The sequence below is a fragment of the Lysinibacillus sp. KU-BSD001 genome, assembly GCF_042920265.1.
Classification (GTDB): domain Bacteria; phylum Bacillota; class Bacilli; order Bacillales_A; family Planococcaceae; genus Lysinibacillus_B.
In genome coordinates, this window is the sequence record NZ_JBDQZI010000011.1 from 119,105 (window position 1) to 133,733 (window position 14,629).

Consider the following 14,629-nt stretch of genomic DNA (forward strand, 5'->3'; position numbering starts at 1 on the left):
GCTTTATTCCTCCCGTTCTGCAAAAAATTGTTCGATTGTTTCTTTTGTTGTCTGAATCATAAAATGCATTTCCTCATCGGTAATGATATAAGGTGGCATAAAATATAAAATATTGCCAAGCGGTCGAATGAGTAGCCCTTTTGTTAATGCTCTTTTATAAATTTGATAACCTATACGCTCTTCACTTGGCAGCGGCTCCTTTGTATCCCGATCAGCTACGAGTTCAATTGCGCCTACTAGCCCTACTTGGCGATATTCACCAACATAAGGAAGGTGACTAAATGCCTCGGTTGCGAGCTTTCTCATTTGCTCTCCCTTATCTTTTACAATATCGATATAGTTCTCCTCTTCGAAAATCGTCAATACTTCAAGCGCTACGCGGCAAGCGAGTGTATTGCCTGTATAGCTATGTGAATGTAAAAATGCCTTCATCGTGCCATAATCATCGTAAAAAGCATCATATACTTCATCTGTTGTTAAGACAGCGGATAGTGGTAAATACCCTCCTGTTAACCCTTTCGATAAACACATAAAATCAGGTGAAATGCCAGCTTGCTCACAAGCAAACAGTGTTCCCGTACGACCGAAACCAACCGCGATTTCATCTGCGATGAGATGCACATCAAACTTCGTACATAATTCGCGCAATCGCTTTAAGTAAATTGGCGGGTACATTTTCATCCCTGCTGCCGCTTGAATGAGTGGCTCAATAATAACCGCTGTAATTTCCTCATGATGTGCAGCTAATTCCTCTTCTACATAACGAATACATTGTGCTTGACAGCTCCCAGGCTTGTCATGAAATGGACAACGAAAACAGTCAGGTCCCTGCGCCCGTACTGTATCGAGTAATAGTGGCTGATACACTTCGTTATAAAGATCCACACCACCTACTGACAGCGCACCAAGTGTTTCGCCGTGATAAGCATCCGTTAAAGCAAGAAATCGCTTTTTCGTCTTCTTCCCACTTTGCATATGGTATTGAAAGCTCATTTTTAATGCGACTTCAATAGCAGCTGAGCCGTTATCTGCGAAAAAGACTTTGTTCAAGCCTTCTGGGGTTAACGCCACTAATTTTTCTGCGACCTTCACAGCGGGCTCATGCGTAAAATTCGCAAAAATGGCGTGCTCTAGTGTAAAGGCTTGCTCACTTAATGCTTGGCTAATACGAGAATTCGCATGACCAAATAAATTCACCCACCAAGAAGACACAGCATCTAAATAACGATTGTCATACTCATCGTAAAGCCACACACCTTTACCACTTTTAATCACAATCGGTGGAAACTGCTCATAATCTTTCATTTGTGAGCATGGATGCCAAACATGTTGTAAATCTCTCGCTTGCCATTCAGATAATGGTTGTTTCATGTTGATACAGCCTTTCAAATAATGATGTGTGCTTGATAGAATAGTTGACGACATGTGATATGTCATGCAGTTGCGGAATAACAGCATATGGTAGTGCACGATGCTGTAAAACCGTTGCAATATTATTCTGTTCCATATCACTTCCCGTATCGCCATTAAAGACAATGCCTAGCACGTCAATTCCGCGTGCAGTTAATACTTCTAACGTCAACAACGTGTGGTTAATCGTCCCAAGCTTCGTACGTGCTACAACGACGACTGGTAATTGACTTTGCGTAATGACATCAAGCAATGTTTCCTTTCCGTTTGCATCTAGCGGTACAAAAATGCCCCCTGCTCCTTCACAAATAACGACATCATAAGCATGTTGCAGTCTCTGTATTTGCTGTAATAAGCGCATTGTATCAATTTGCTGACCCTCCAGTTGTGCAGCAAAATGTGGTGATGCCGGCTCTTTGAATGAATAATCATTCAATTCGACTTCGTTCAGTTTTTGCAATGAATAGGTTTCATACATGGTTGTATCATAATAGTAAGCCTTCCCTTGCTCGATCACCTCACCCGTTTGTACCGGTTTGTACGGTGTTACACGAAGTCCTTGCTCTTGTAGCTGGCGCATTAACAATGTCGTGACACATGTTTTTCCGACATCTGTATCTGTGCCGACTACCCAAAAATGTGGCATTGTTAACCTCCTCTTCATTTACGTTAACTGTTTACATTTTTAAGTTAACACAATTATTCTTATTTTGTAAATGCTCTTTTATGAAACAAAATGCTACATTCGAAAATTCAAATGATGAATAGATTATGTTATAGTAAAGTCCAATCATATGGAAAAAGGGGATTTTTTTATGTTCAATAAGCAATTTCGTGAGATTGTAATAAACGGGGAGGGATGTGCAAAATAATGCATAAAACCTCCCAAAAGTGACAAACCAACTTTTAGGAGGCAATAAAATTGAATACAATCAATATGAAAAATCTAGGGCTTACTGAAGCAATGCTACAGGAAGCTAAACAATATAAACGTCTATACATTGGGCGAATTTCATCCCAATCTAAAAATTTATACAAAGTAATAACAGAAAATGGGGAATTGATAGCTGAAATATCTGGGAAGTTTCACCACAGTATAAATGACCTAACAGACTATCCATCTGTGGGGGATTTTGTCATGATTGACCGAACAGATTATACCGATGGCAACGGGATTATTCATCATGTGCTCACTCGGAAAAGTGTATTTGGGCGAAAAGTGGCAGGTTCTACGAATGACAAACAAATTGTCGCAACGAATATCGATATCGTTTTTATTTGTATGTCACTAAACAATGACTTTAATCTCCGTAGATTAGAGCGCTATCTTTCTATCGCTTGGGATAGTGGGGCGACACCGATTATTGTGCTGACAAAATCAGACTTATGCCAAGAAATTGAGCAAAAACTGAGCGAAATATATGCGATTGCAATAGGTGTAGATGTACTCGTAACAACTAGTATTTCTGATACTGGACATCACCCTATTACTAATTATCTTGCACCTGGTCGAACGGTAGCATTTATTGGCTCATCGGGCGTTGGAAAATCAACCTTAATCAACCGTCTGCTCGGTCAACCTATTTTGGTGACAAATGAAATAAGAAATGACGATAAGGGCAGGCATACTACGACAAGACGTGAACTACTTCTATTGCCGAATTTAGGTGTCGTAATCGATACGCCAGGTATGCGAGAACTCGGTATTATTAGCGCCGATTTAGCTACATCTTTTGCTGACATTGATGACCTCGCTGCTCAATGCCGATTTAGTGATTGTATGCATCAAACTGAGCCGAGCTGCGCTGTCCAAAAAGCGATTGAAGATGGCACTCTATCAATAGAACGATTGGAAAGCTACCGCAAACTTCAGAAGGAAACAAAGTATGACGGCCTGAATGCCAAAATGATTGAAAAAGAAAAGTTAAATCATATGTTTCATACGATGGGCGGGATGAAAAACGCGAGGAAATTCCTCAAAGAGCAACAGAGCAAAAAAGGACGGAATAAATAAGCCCTTTCATTGAAATGGCCGCTTGACTATATGTACAATTTCTAATAATAAAGATATTCCGACTGTAGAAGGGGCTATCCATTGATTGGATAGCCCCTTCTTTTCACCTAAATTAAAACATTTAAACGGTTACAGGCTTCTTCATATTCAGCTTTTAACTGCGAGACAATTTGTGCGATTGATTGGCATTCTGAAATGGCTGCTACTCCTTGCCCTGCTGAAAAAATATCACGCCATGCTTTATGATCATCAAAGTCCATTTTGCCCTTTCCACTTGTTAACTCCGAAACGTTAATCCCACTTGCCGTTAACGACGGAATCAGGAAATTCGCATTGACACCACTAATCGCATCTGTATAAACAATATCTTCACTTGAGCTGTTGATAATCATCTCTTTATAAGTATCTGGCGCGTTGCCTTCTTCCGCTACAATAAAACGCGTCCCCATATAAGCGTAATCCGCACCAATTGCACGTGCAGCCGCGATATCTGCCCCTGTCGAAATAGCACCTGCTAAAATAATGTCCCCTTTGAAAAATGACTTCACAGCCGCAACAAAGGCAAACGGATTTAACTGCCCACCATGTCCCCCTGCACCTGCACATACTAAAATAAGCCCATCTACTCCTGCCATTGCTGCTTTTTTTGCGTGCTTTTCAATAACCACATCCGAATATACTTTTCCACCGTAGCTATGTACGATCTCTACAATCGGTGTTGGGTTGCCAAGCGATGTAATAACAAGTGGTGGCTGATACTTCTTAATTAGCTCTACATCCTCGTCATAGCGCGGATTTTCTCCTTTATGGCAAATGATATTGACACCCCACTTCTCTGTTGGTAGTGCTTCTTTAATTTCTGTTAACCATTCCTCACATACACTAATCGGACGCGCATTTAATAATGGAAATGTACCAATGATACCAGCGCGTGCAGATTCAATTACCATCTTTGGATTTGATATTAAAAACATCGGTGCCACAATTACTGGCAATTGCATAAAAACACCCCTTTTCTCGTATTAACATTAAAATTCTCCATAAAACTGAATATCCCTTCATTTTTTGCATTTTATTTTTTTGTTATTTCTCTAAATCTCCCCTACAGTTTGACTTTTAAATGGTTAATTGCACATCTATATATTCAATAATGGAATAAACTAAACGTAGGTGCATGATTCACACATCAAATTCATACTATGGTAATACAGAGGAGTTGAGGTATAGAGGGGCAGAGGGTGTATGGCGCTGGCTTCACTAAGCATTAGCTCACAATCGAATCAAGGTAACGCGAAAGTAAACTTTAAATTTGTTCAACTATATGTATGTCTCTCACAAAATTGTGACGAAATGTTTAGTGGATGCGACGGGAAGGTCAGCTTGGATTTGCAAATGACTAAGCATTTTTAATCAATTGGAGGTGAAAACATGCAAATCGTCATCTGGGTATTACAAGGCTTACTGGCAGCTGTTTTTATTTTCGCGGGTTATGGGAAATTAACTGGATCAAAAATGCATAAAGAAAACTTCATCAAATGGGAATTGCCACAATGGTTCCGTGTGTTCACAGGGATCATCGAATTTGGTTCAGCTATTATGCTAATTGTAGGTTTCTGGAATGACATGTGGGCTGTATATGGGGCTATCGTTTTAATTTTAGTAAGTATTGGTGGGATTTTTACACATATTCGTATAAGAGATAGCTGGAGAGCTACAATGCCGATTTTTTCGCTCGGTGTGATTGCACTTCTATTATTCTTCTTAATCATTTATAGTGTAGGATAAAATGTCCTCATAACTGTTCCGTAGTAAGGAAAGTCTTTTCTTAACACATTAATATAAAAGGCATACCTTGACCTATTTGGTTCAAGATATGCCTTTTATTGATTATTCCTTCTCTTCTAGCCCGAACAATTGCATCAGTGAAGTCTTTGAATGAATAACATCTTCTAATGTGTAGCTATCCAGTACTTTTAAATATGCCTGCAATGCTTCATATAACGCATTTTTCAACCTACATTCAGGGGCAATACGACATAAATTATTTTCTGGATTAAAGCATTCTACAATATGAAAATCTTCCTCTGTTTTGCGTACAACTTCCCCGATGACAATCTCTTGAGGATCGATTGCTAAGCGGATGCCACCGCCACGTCCGCGAATCGTTTCGATATAACCGTATTTCCCCAAATCATATGTCACTTTCATTAAATGATTTTTTGAAATTTGATATGTGTCCGCAATTTCTTGAATTGTTGCTAAATGGTCTTGGCCACGCACGCCCAAGTACATTAGCACTCGCAATGAATAATCCGTATATACAGTTAAGCGCACTTCTCCACCAACTTTCTTCTTATATGAGTATACCATCAAATCATTTGAGGAATAATACATATGCTTAGAAACAAAACATATATTTTAAATATGTGTTTTGTGAATAATTTGTTAAAGATGTATTTTTAATATTGCTTTTAAATAAAAGCAGGCGTATAGTGAGAAGTGAAAGGACGTGACGATATGTTACAACAAAAAACGATTGATATTATTAAAGCGACAGTACCCGTTTTAGAACAACACGGTTTAACAATTACAAAAACGTTTTACAAAAACATGTTTGAAGCACATCCAGAATTACTTAACATTTTTAACCACACAAATCAGCAACGAGGACGTCAGCCACATGCTTTAGCCAACACGGTGTATGCAGCTGCTGTTCACATTGACAACTTAGAAGCTATCGTACCGGCAGTGATGTTAATTGCCCATAAACACCGTAGCCTTGGGGTTTTACCAGAGCACTATCCTATCGTTGGACAACACTTACTAGGTGCCATCAAGGAAGTACTTGGCGATGCAGCCACACCAGAAATTATTGATGCATGGGCTCAAGCATACGGTGTCATTGCGGATATCTTTATCTCAGTGGAAGAAGATTTATACAGACAAACGGAAAACAATGGCGGCTGGCGTTTATTCAAGCCATTCAAAATTGCACGTAAAGTAAAGGAAAGCGATATCGTCACAAGCTTCTACTTAACTCCAGTTGACGGTGAAAAATTACCAGAAGCAGTACCTGGTCAATACATTTCTATTCGCCTTGCGATGCCAGGTGAACAATATTTAATGAATCGTCAATACACAGTAACAGACGTAACAGAAAACAACGAATACCGTATTTCTGTCAAACGTGAAGACGAAGGAACACCAAATGGTCGCGTATCAACATACCTTCACAATGATGCCGAAATCGGTACAGAAATCGAAGTATCAGCTCCAGCTGGTTTATTCACATTAAACGAAGGGACAAATGATGTATTATTCATCGCAGGCGGCGTTGGTGTAACACCTTTATACCGTATGTTACTGACAGCTGATAATCGTAAAACATCCTTCATTTTATGTGCACGTAACGAGCGCGTCGCTGCCTTCACTGAGCAAATCGAAGCAAATGCGGACCATTATAAAGCGATTTACTCGGATACGGATGGTTTCGTAACGAAGGAACAGATTGAAAATATGTTAACTTCGGAGTCTGATGTATACATTTGTGGACCAACACCATTTATGCAAGCTGTTATAGGTCAATTAAGAGAACTAGGTGTTGCAGAAGACCGCATTCACTATGAATTCTTCGGTCCAGCATTAGCGGTATAATCAAAACTTTTAAGAGAAAAAGCCGACACAAAATCGTGTCGGCTTTTTTAACGTATTTCTTCTATATAACGTAGAAAGTTTTCTTCTGAGAGTACATGGATACCATTTCGTCTTAGCAGTGCAGCTGTTACACCAGCGCCTGGCTTTTTCATTCCATTAAACTCCCCTGTGTAAATGTGATGACTCCCACAGGACGGGCTATTTTCTTTTAAAACGACGGTGTGCGCCCCTACTTGCTGTACTACTTCAAGCGCTTTATACGCACCTTGTAAAAAAGCATCCGTCACATCTTCTCCCGTATTGTCCACGACACGGGCGACACCATCCAGTACAGCTTCCCCATCTCCACCAATAATTTCAGCGGGATTTCTCGGCGTTGGTAAACCACCTAAAACTTCAGGGCAAACAGTCACTGCCTTCTTTTCTTCTACTAGCTGCCTAATTTTTTCAACCGTATTGGCATTGCCGTCATAGCGGACTTTCATCCCTGCCAAACAACTACTCATAACAATCATACACTCACCCCTTCAATCTCGGTCAAATAAATATTTACGTGAATCACTTTCAATCCGTCGATCACAATCATCACAAGAAAACTGCCCATTCCGATTTTGTTTGTATTGCTGATATTTTCGTGTCCCTTCTTCTAACTTAAAAGGCTTTTTACAATACCTACAATGGATTTCATAATAAATCATCACGATGCTCCTTTACTAACATATCTCTACTCGTACATAATAGCGACAATAAAGGGAATAAACAATACGAATAAACGATGAACTCCTCTAAGCAAAAATTGTAGCTTTAAAATAAAGTTTGATCAAATTGACACTAAAAACCTTAATAAACTAATAAAAAGAAAGAGCGGGTTTTGAAAAAATAATTAAAATACGCACTTCATATATTCAATTAAATTACCCATTAAAGCGCCTGATTGTTACATATCAAAAGAATTTCTATTAGCGAGTTTAATACAATAGCTACTATATTTTTTTTAACCCTATTCACTTATTTTTCTCTGCGTAGATACTAAACACCCCTAATATAAACAATAAAACAACACCGACTAAAGTCGTTGTTGACCAAGATATTCTTGGATCGAATAATTGAAAGAAAAAAGTAAAGACGGGTACGAAGCAAAGTGACATCATCACTAAAAACGTCTCACAATATTGAATACCTTTCTGTAATAAATACATCGGGATTAAGACACCAGCAATTGTTACAAGTAAAATCCACAGTACATTATCAAAAATATAATCAATTAAAATATCATAGGTAAAAATAAATGATAAAAGTACGATACCATAAAACCGATGTGTCAAAATCATCGAGCTTGTCCATCCGCCTGCACTTAGCTCCTTTGAATAGATAGTACAAAGTACAGCTCCTAAACCACAAAAAACACTCGCTATTACACCTAGAGTCGTATTTGTACTTAGATTCAATTGAATACCTGAATAACCATTAAAGATAGAAATGATTAATAAGAAACAAGCCAATAATGTTCCCAGTGCAATTCCCCACTGTACTTTAGCGATAAACCTTCTTTGTGTAAATGCGAGGAAAATCACAAATAGTGGACCTAACCCCATCTCAAGCGAACTAACGATTGCTGGCTCAATGAATTTCAATGCAAAGTAAAATCCCATGAATGCGAGAACAGAGGATAAATTTAACTTTAGCAAGGATTGCCATGAGGATTGCCATTTATAAGCTACCTTTTGATTTCTAGCAAAAAAGGAAAAATAACAGGCAGTCAAAAAGAAACTAATACCCGTAAATAGAAATGGATGCACATTTTGTACACGGCTTGCGTAAAATACTTGGCTTGCTGCAGTTAATAAAGCAGATAGCAATAACGCAGTTACTCCTACCGTATAAGTTCTATTTTTCGGAACATTTACTTCAAGTCGCATACTTATCTCCCTTTTCTTATGATTATCATTAAACGCTCAAATCATTTTCTTTATATATTTCAACATGAATGATTTTCTTCCTTCCGATTGCTTCATAAGAAAAATCATCTATAAAACGGCGTAACTTTAGGACAAACAGTTAAACCCATGAAAATGAAAAGTTAGCTTATACTGTATTCAATAGAAAAAACGCTTGGACAATGCCAAGCGTTTTTTCCTCTGTTACAGACGACCATAGCCTGTGAAATGTTTTCCCCAGTAGCCGCTGTCAATAGTATCAATTTTTACTTGTTTCCCTGCTGCTGAAATCATTTTGTTGTTTCCAATATAGAAACCTACGTGTGATATCCCTTTCTTATATGTACCACTAAAGAATACTAAGTCCCCTACTTGAGGTTTCGATACTTTCGTTGCTGTGTTATAAAAACCAGCTGCTGTTTTTCGCGATGTTTGATAACCTGCTTGGTTTAATACATATGTAACATAACCTGAACAGTCAAATCCAGCTTTTGGTGTGGAACCCCCAAATACATAAGGTATACCTAAATATTTTTGTGCAACATTGACTACGTTCGGCTTACTTGTCGGTGTATTCGCTTGGGCACCGCCTATTTCTAGCTTTTGACCAATACGAAGAACAGAGGAATTCAGGTTATTCCATTTCATAATTTGTTGATACGATACGCCATAGCGTTGACCGATTTTATATAATGAATCGCCTGATTTTACTGTGTAAATCGCAGCATCTGCTGTTCCTACTGAAGTGAATAATAATGATGAGCCTAGCGCAAGTGCCGCTAGCTTCATACCCCATTTTGTCTTTTTCATAATCTATTTCTAAACTCCTAACATCTTTCGTTTCTCACAAATAAGATATTAGCATGTGAATGTTACAGGAATATATCAAAAAAACAACAAAATAACCACAAAACACGGTATTTTTTGGATATTGAAATTCACCAGTGGAAATAAAAGAGAGACTCCATAATTTCAGGAATCTCTTTTTCACCTCACCATTGCATCATATTGATTTAATTGTTAATAGCCATTCTTCCTAAAGGACCATTTTCATCGATAATGTCCTGTATATCATAAACAGAAATCGGGAACATCGGGAAGCCATACACATACGCTGTTATTTCATATAGCTGAAAATAAATGACAAGCGCTTTATCGGCAATATAAAAATCTTGGTCAGGCTTAATCGATGTAAACTCACCGAGCAGCTGGATGTTACGTCTTTTAATTTGTGCTTGAATATTGTCAGAAAGCCGTTTTACATAATCGCTGCCAGGCTTAAATAAATCTTTTAGTGTACATATTTTTTGATTTTTCATATCAAATGTTAATGATTTTATATAGGTCATGCCATGTGCTGCATGATAATGATACGTATAGTTCGAAAGAGAAAGACTGAGCACCTGACGTTGATTGTTTTTGATTTCGTACGTACCGATCATTTCCTCAACGGTTGTAGGCATATTGCCAACTTGCTCATTAATCAGTTGCTGTGTTTGCTGAGTAATCGCATGATTCACTGTGTGTTCCCATTGTCTATTTTGTATCCCTATGACTTGTGGGAATACGACGGTTTTGTTGGGTCCACCATGAATAATAGATGTCCCGATTTGCACGGGCAATGATTCAAACATGTCTTCATCCTCTATGCTTTTTCCTCATTGTATTCTAGGAAAGTGGTTTGTGTTTCTTACTTGCTGAAGATGTCACCATGTTGTAGGACTAAAAAAACATGTAAAACCTTAACGATTTTACATGTTTTTCATCCTACGCCCTCCTATACAAATGCACACCATTTTCCTCTTTCACCGTTGCTAGTCCTTTATCTACTAGATAATCGAGCTGGCCAAGCGTTTCTGAAAGGGTTAATCCGAGCTGTGCTTTATAAATTTTGGCAAATAAAATTTTCGTTACATCAAAAACACTCATTGGTTCCTGTAGAAATTCACGTACTTTTAGCGCACGGGCTTGCTGTTTGGCTAATCGCTCTTCCACTAACTCCTTCACATTGCGCACTTCATCACCATGCCCTGTATATAAGGTAGATACGTGTAAATGGCTTAGCTTTTGCAGCGAAGCATTATATTGTAATAATGAATGCGGGCGGTCACCTTTTAATGTTACAGGTGGTTCTACAAGTGGATTAGAAGATACCTTTTCGAGCAATAAATCGCCACCGATACATGCTCGTGATGTTTCCTCTAAAAAAATTAAATGACTTTGTGCATGACCAGGCGTTTCATACACACGAAGCCCCGGATGTCCTGGTACTTCATCGCCCTCACGTAAAAAGCTAGTTAACGGGCGCGCTCCAAATAACTCCATTTCCCCACGTACTTTTACAACACGATCAATATACGACTTAGGTACCCCTTCATATTCTAGTTCACGAATATAAAACTCATCACGATAGTTAATAAACGCCGGCTCCTGCCGCATCCAATAATCTACATACTCATGACCAAGTATATTGGCATATGGAAATGCATCAACCCAGCCCACATGGTCCGGATGGTGGTGCGTTAATACGACTTGTTCTACATCCTTCATCTCATACCCTGCAGCACGAATCCCCCATTTCAGCGCTTCGTATGCTTCCTCTGTTTTGGGTCCTACATCAAATAATGTCAGGGTATCCCCTTTGACTAAAAATGCATTCACATCCCCTACTGGATATGGTGTCGGCATAATGATTTTATGTAATTGCATCTTAACAACCCCTTTATTCTTCTTACAAAGACATGTACATTATGTCCTTTTACGCTATTATTTATAAAAATGAATAGCTATTCATCTATTTTACTCCTTTTTTTATTTTTCGTCACGCTTTAGGTTGACACCTTGACATTACATTTATATAATTTTCTCATAATTCGAAATGAAAGCGTTGAAGAAGCCAAGTAAATGATTGAACGATGAAAGAGAGTGTTGCATATGCTGAGAGCAACATCATCCACTTCAATCATTGAACCTACTTCCGAGCTTGTTATGACAACATAACCGCTAACCTGGCGTTATAAGGATTAAGTTGCACATTTGTGAACTAAGGTGGTACCGCGGAAACGAGCGTTTTCGTCCTTAATGAAGAGGACGGAAGCGCTTTTATTGATTAAGGAGGCTTTTTTATGCAAAAGATTGTATTTATTGGTGCTGGCTCAATGGCTGAAGCAATTATCGGAGGGTGGGTAAACAAAGGATATTTTGATGCAAAGCAAATTTTTGTATCCAATCGTTCAGACTTTACGCGTTTAGAAAACTTACACAACACATATGGCGTACAAATTTTAGAGCAATTATCTGATCTGCACGATGCAGATTTAATTATTTTAGCGATGAAACCAAAAGATGTTGGCAGTGCTATGCAAAATATCGCACCGTTTATTTCAGCTAACGCAGCGATATTATCGGTGCTGGCCGGCATTTCCATTAAAACGATTGAAGATGGTTTATGTGCGCGTCCTATCGCGCGCGTGATGCCCAATACTTCTGCGACAATTGGCATGAGTGCAAGTGGTATTGCTTTTAATGATCTTGTAACAGAGGAACAAAAAGCATTATTTATTGACATGCTTATGACAATTGGTCTTGTCGTTGAAGTAGAGGAAGATAAACTACATGCGGTAACAGCTCTTTCTGGTAGTGGTCCCGCTTATATTTATTACTTAATGGAAGCGTTTGAAAAGGTAGGAACAGACATTGGTTTACCGAAAGATATCGTACGCCAATTAATGGTTCAAACACTTGCTGGTTCCGCTTCTATGTTACAATCAGTCGATGAGGAGCCAGATGAGCTACGTCGTAAAATAATGAGTCCTGGCGGGACAACAGAGGCTGGCATCCAAGCACTACAGGACCATCATTTTACAGAAACGATTGAAGCGTGTGTGAAAAGTGCCGAATCACGTTCACGCGAGCTAGCTAAAGGGGTTTAATCGAGATGGAGGGAAAGGTCTATGGTCAAACTTTTTGAACCTTATAAACTACGAAACATCGAGCTAAAAAACCGGATTGTCATGGCACCTATGTGCATGTATGAAGCAAATGAATTTGGGTTTGCGCAGCCGTTCCACATTGTACACTATGCTTCCCGTGCGATGGGGCAGGTCGGTCTAGTGATGCTAGAAGCAACGGCGATATTGCCAGAAGGTCGTATTTCAGCTCGTGACCTTGGCATATGGCGTGATGAGCAACTGGAAGGACTAAAGCAAATCGTCGACCAAATTCATGCATACGGCAGTAAAGCAGCCATTCAACTAGCACATGCTGGACGCAAAGCTACGGTAGAAGGACCTATTTATGCCCCGTCTGCGATTGCGTTTGATGACACCTATCAAACACCTGTCGCACTAACAGCCGAACAGATTAAAGAAATCGTGCATGCCTTTGTTGCTGCGGCACAACGCGCGATTAATGTAGGGTTCGATGTGTTAGAAATTCACGGTGCACACGGTTATTTAATTAGTGAGTTTTTATCGCCTTTAACGAATAAACGTGAAGATGCATACGGCGGTAGCCCAGAAAATCGTTATCGTCTATTACGAGAAGTCATTGACGGTATTCGTGCGATTTGGAATGGACCATTACTTGTCCGTGTTTCCGCAAAGGATTACGTAGAAGGTGGCAACAATCCGGAAGACTTCATCCAATTTGCGGCTTGGATGAAAGCACAAGATGTGGATTTAATTGATGTTTCTTCAGGTGGTGTCGTACCGGCGACAATTGCAGTCAAACCACTTTACCAAGTCCCATTTGCTGAAACGATTCGTCAAACTGGCATGCCAACAGGCGCAGTCGGTCTCATTACAACGGGTCATGAAGCGGAAGAAGTGTTACAAAAAGAGCAAGCAGATTTAATCTTTATCGGTCGTGAACTACTACGTGACCCTTATTTCCCATACCGTGCTGCAAAACAGCTAGGCGTTGCTATTGATACACCAAGCCCAACGTATAAACGTGGCTGGTAACACATCACTCATTAACTACACTTTTAGAGGGGATCTCCTATTCGAGATGCCCTCTTTTTATCATAAAATAAGATTACCTGGCACCATTGTTTTATAAGTACTTAAAAAGCACAACGGAAACATCCGTTGCGCTCTTTTTACATTACCCCTGCTCGAATTCGTTTGACAATTGAATATGTAGTAAACAATGCCATTGGAGCAAACACTACTGATAGAATAACCCAAAATGTAAGTGCTCCTGCTGCTTGCAATTCGCTAAAATTTGTCATGATGTAAACAATTACACCGAATAATAATATGTAGCTTAACACATTTGGAAAAATCACAAGTAAACGCAATAAAGCAGGGTTCATTTTTGGTGCTGTTATTTCTGGTGTTGATGTTACCTGTCTTGCTGCTGAATGTAATGTCATCGATGGTTTTTTCTTTTTCGCTTTCCCCATAATACAACTCCCCCTTTCCTCTTATTATAACTCGTACAAACATTATTTTTCTACAATAAGTAAAAAGCAGCTAAGTATCCTTAGCTGCTTCAGACTGTAGACAAACTCGAAAATTTCGAGTTTGTCTACAGTCTTTTTTCTTTATAAAATAAAATTAAAAGATATTCTTGAAAATAAAATTAGCACTTACTACTAGAGGTGATAGAT

General features: G+C 39.0%; 16 protein-coding genes and 1 other annotated feature. Of the genes, 5 read left to right on the forward strand and 11 right to left on the reverse strand.

Features of this window, described 5'->3' with window-relative positions; genetic code table 11:
• Positions 1 to 3: 3 nt before the first annotated feature.
• Together bioA and bioD are read right to left on the reverse strand one after the other, a co-directional pair.
• A complete protein-coding gene (bioA, locus tag AAGS61_RS15520; RefSeq protein WP_391373849.1) occupies positions 4 to 1,371 on the reverse strand; it encodes an adenosylmethionine--8-amino-7-oxononanoate transaminase in 1,368 nt (455 codons plus the stop codon).
• Entirely contained in the window at positions 1,352 to 2,056 is a 705-nt protein-coding gene (gene bioD, locus AAGS61_RS15525; RefSeq protein ID WP_391373852.1) for a dethiobiotin synthase, read from the reverse strand. The genes bioA and bioD overlap by 20 nt, the downstream gene beginning before the upstream one ends.
• Before the next feature lie 276 nt (positions 2,057 to 2,332).
• Between bioD and rsgA the strand changes: the two genes are divergently transcribed.
• Complete coding sequence (rsgA, locus tag AAGS61_RS15530) at positions 2,333 to 3,424, forward strand: ribosome small subunit-dependent GTPase A (protein WP_391373855.1); 1,092 nt, start codon at positions 2,333 to 2,335, stop codon at positions 3,422 to 3,424.
• A 107-nt stretch (positions 3,425 to 3,531) separates the two neighbouring features.
• Here the strand turns inward: rsgA and AAGS61_RS15535 are convergent, their stop codons facing one another.
• Positions 3,532 to 4,425: an NAD(P)H-dependent flavin oxidoreductase gene (locus AAGS61_RS15535; protein ID WP_391373858.1), complete on the reverse strand. Its 894-nt coding sequence runs from the start codon at positions 4,423 to 4,425 to the stop codon at positions 3,532 to 3,534.
• A gap of 427 nt (positions 4,426 to 4,852) precedes the next feature.
• Between AAGS61_RS15535 and AAGS61_RS15540 the strand changes: the two genes are divergently transcribed.
• Positions 4,853 to 5,209: a DoxX family protein gene (locus AAGS61_RS15540; protein WP_391373861.1), complete on the forward strand. Its 357-nt coding sequence runs from the start codon at positions 4,853 to 4,855 to the stop codon at positions 5,207 to 5,209.
• A gap of 102 nt (positions 5,210 to 5,311) precedes the next feature.
• Here the strand turns inward: AAGS61_RS15540 and AAGS61_RS15545 are convergent, their stop codons facing one another.
• Positions 5,312 to 5,758, reverse strand: a complete 447-nt coding sequence (locus tag AAGS61_RS15545) for an RrF2 family transcriptional regulator (RefSeq protein ID WP_391373864.1) — start codon at positions 5,756 to 5,758, stop codon at positions 5,312 to 5,314.
• Positions 5,759 to 5,941: 183 nt separating this feature from the next.
• Here AAGS61_RS15545 and hmpA point away from each other — a divergent pair, with 183 nt between their 5' ends.
• Positions 5,942 to 7,078 (forward strand): NO-inducible flavohemoprotein, encoded by a 1,137-nt coding sequence (hmpA, locus tag AAGS61_RS15550; RefSeq protein ID WP_391373867.1) that lies wholly within the window; start codon positions 5,942 to 5,944, stop codon positions 7,076 to 7,078.
• Between the two features lie 47 nt (positions 7,079 to 7,125).
• Here hmpA and AAGS61_RS15555 read toward each other — a convergent pair whose 3' ends face one another.
• The 6 genes from AAGS61_RS15555 to AAGS61_RS15580 form a co-directional block, all read right to left on the reverse strand.
• Entirely contained in the window at positions 7,126 to 7,593 is a 468-nt protein-coding gene (locus AAGS61_RS15555) for a DUF523 domain-containing protein (protein WP_391373869.1), read from the reverse strand.
• 12 nt (positions 7,594 to 7,605) lie between these two features.
• Entirely contained in the window at positions 7,606 to 7,776 is a 171-nt protein-coding gene (locus AAGS61_RS15560) for a DUF2197 domain-containing protein (protein WP_391373872.1), read from the reverse strand.
• 306 nt (positions 7,777 to 8,082) lie between these two features.
• Positions 8,083 to 8,997, reverse strand: coding sequence for an EamA family transporter (locus tag AAGS61_RS15565; protein WP_391373875.1), 915 nt, complete (start codon positions 8,995 to 8,997; stop codon positions 8,083 to 8,085).
• A 222-nt stretch (positions 8,998 to 9,219) separates the two neighbouring features.
• The gene (locus tag AAGS61_RS15570) at positions 9,220 to 9,825 is read right to left on the reverse strand and encodes a C40 family peptidase (protein ID WP_391373878.1); all 606 of its coding nucleotides are present in this window, start codon (positions 9,823 to 9,825) and stop codon (positions 9,220 to 9,222) included.
• Between the two features lie 203 nt (positions 9,826 to 10,028).
• Positions 10,029 to 10,649: a DUF3298 and DUF4163 domain-containing protein gene (locus AAGS61_RS15575; protein WP_391373881.1), complete on the reverse strand. Its 621-nt coding sequence runs from the start codon at positions 10,647 to 10,649 to the stop codon at positions 10,029 to 10,031.
• A gap of 133 nt (positions 10,650 to 10,782) precedes the next feature.
• Complete coding sequence (locus tag AAGS61_RS15580; protein WP_391373884.1) at positions 10,783 to 11,724, reverse strand: MBL fold metallo-hydrolase; 942 nt, start codon at positions 11,722 to 11,724, stop codon at positions 10,783 to 10,785.
• Positions 11,725 to 11,893: 169 nt separating this feature from the next.
• Positions 11,894 to 12,098: a binding site (T-box leader), on the forward strand.
• Between the two features lie 42 nt (positions 12,099 to 12,140).
• On the opposite strand from AAGS61_RS15580, the gene proC reads away from it, so the two are divergent.
• Positions 12,141 to 12,947: a pyrroline-5-carboxylate reductase gene (gene proC / locus AAGS61_RS15585; protein ID WP_391373887.1), complete on the forward strand. Its 807-nt coding sequence runs from the start codon at positions 12,141 to 12,143 to the stop codon at positions 12,945 to 12,947.
• Positions 12,948 to 12,968: 21 nt separating this feature from the next.
• Positions 12,969 to 13,979 (forward strand): NADPH dehydrogenase NamA, encoded by a 1,011-nt coding sequence (gene namA, locus AAGS61_RS15590; RefSeq protein ID WP_391373890.1) that lies wholly within the window; start codon positions 12,969 to 12,971, stop codon positions 13,977 to 13,979.
• A 137-nt stretch (positions 13,980 to 14,116) separates the two neighbouring features.
• On the opposite strand, the gene AAGS61_RS15595 is transcribed toward namA, so the two are convergent.
• Positions 14,117 to 14,422 (reverse strand): acyl-phosphate glycerol 3-phosphate acyltransferase, encoded by a 306-nt coding sequence (locus AAGS61_RS15595; protein ID WP_391373893.1) that lies wholly within the window; start codon positions 14,420 to 14,422, stop codon positions 14,117 to 14,119.
• Positions 14,423 to 14,629: the final 207 nt, after the last annotated feature.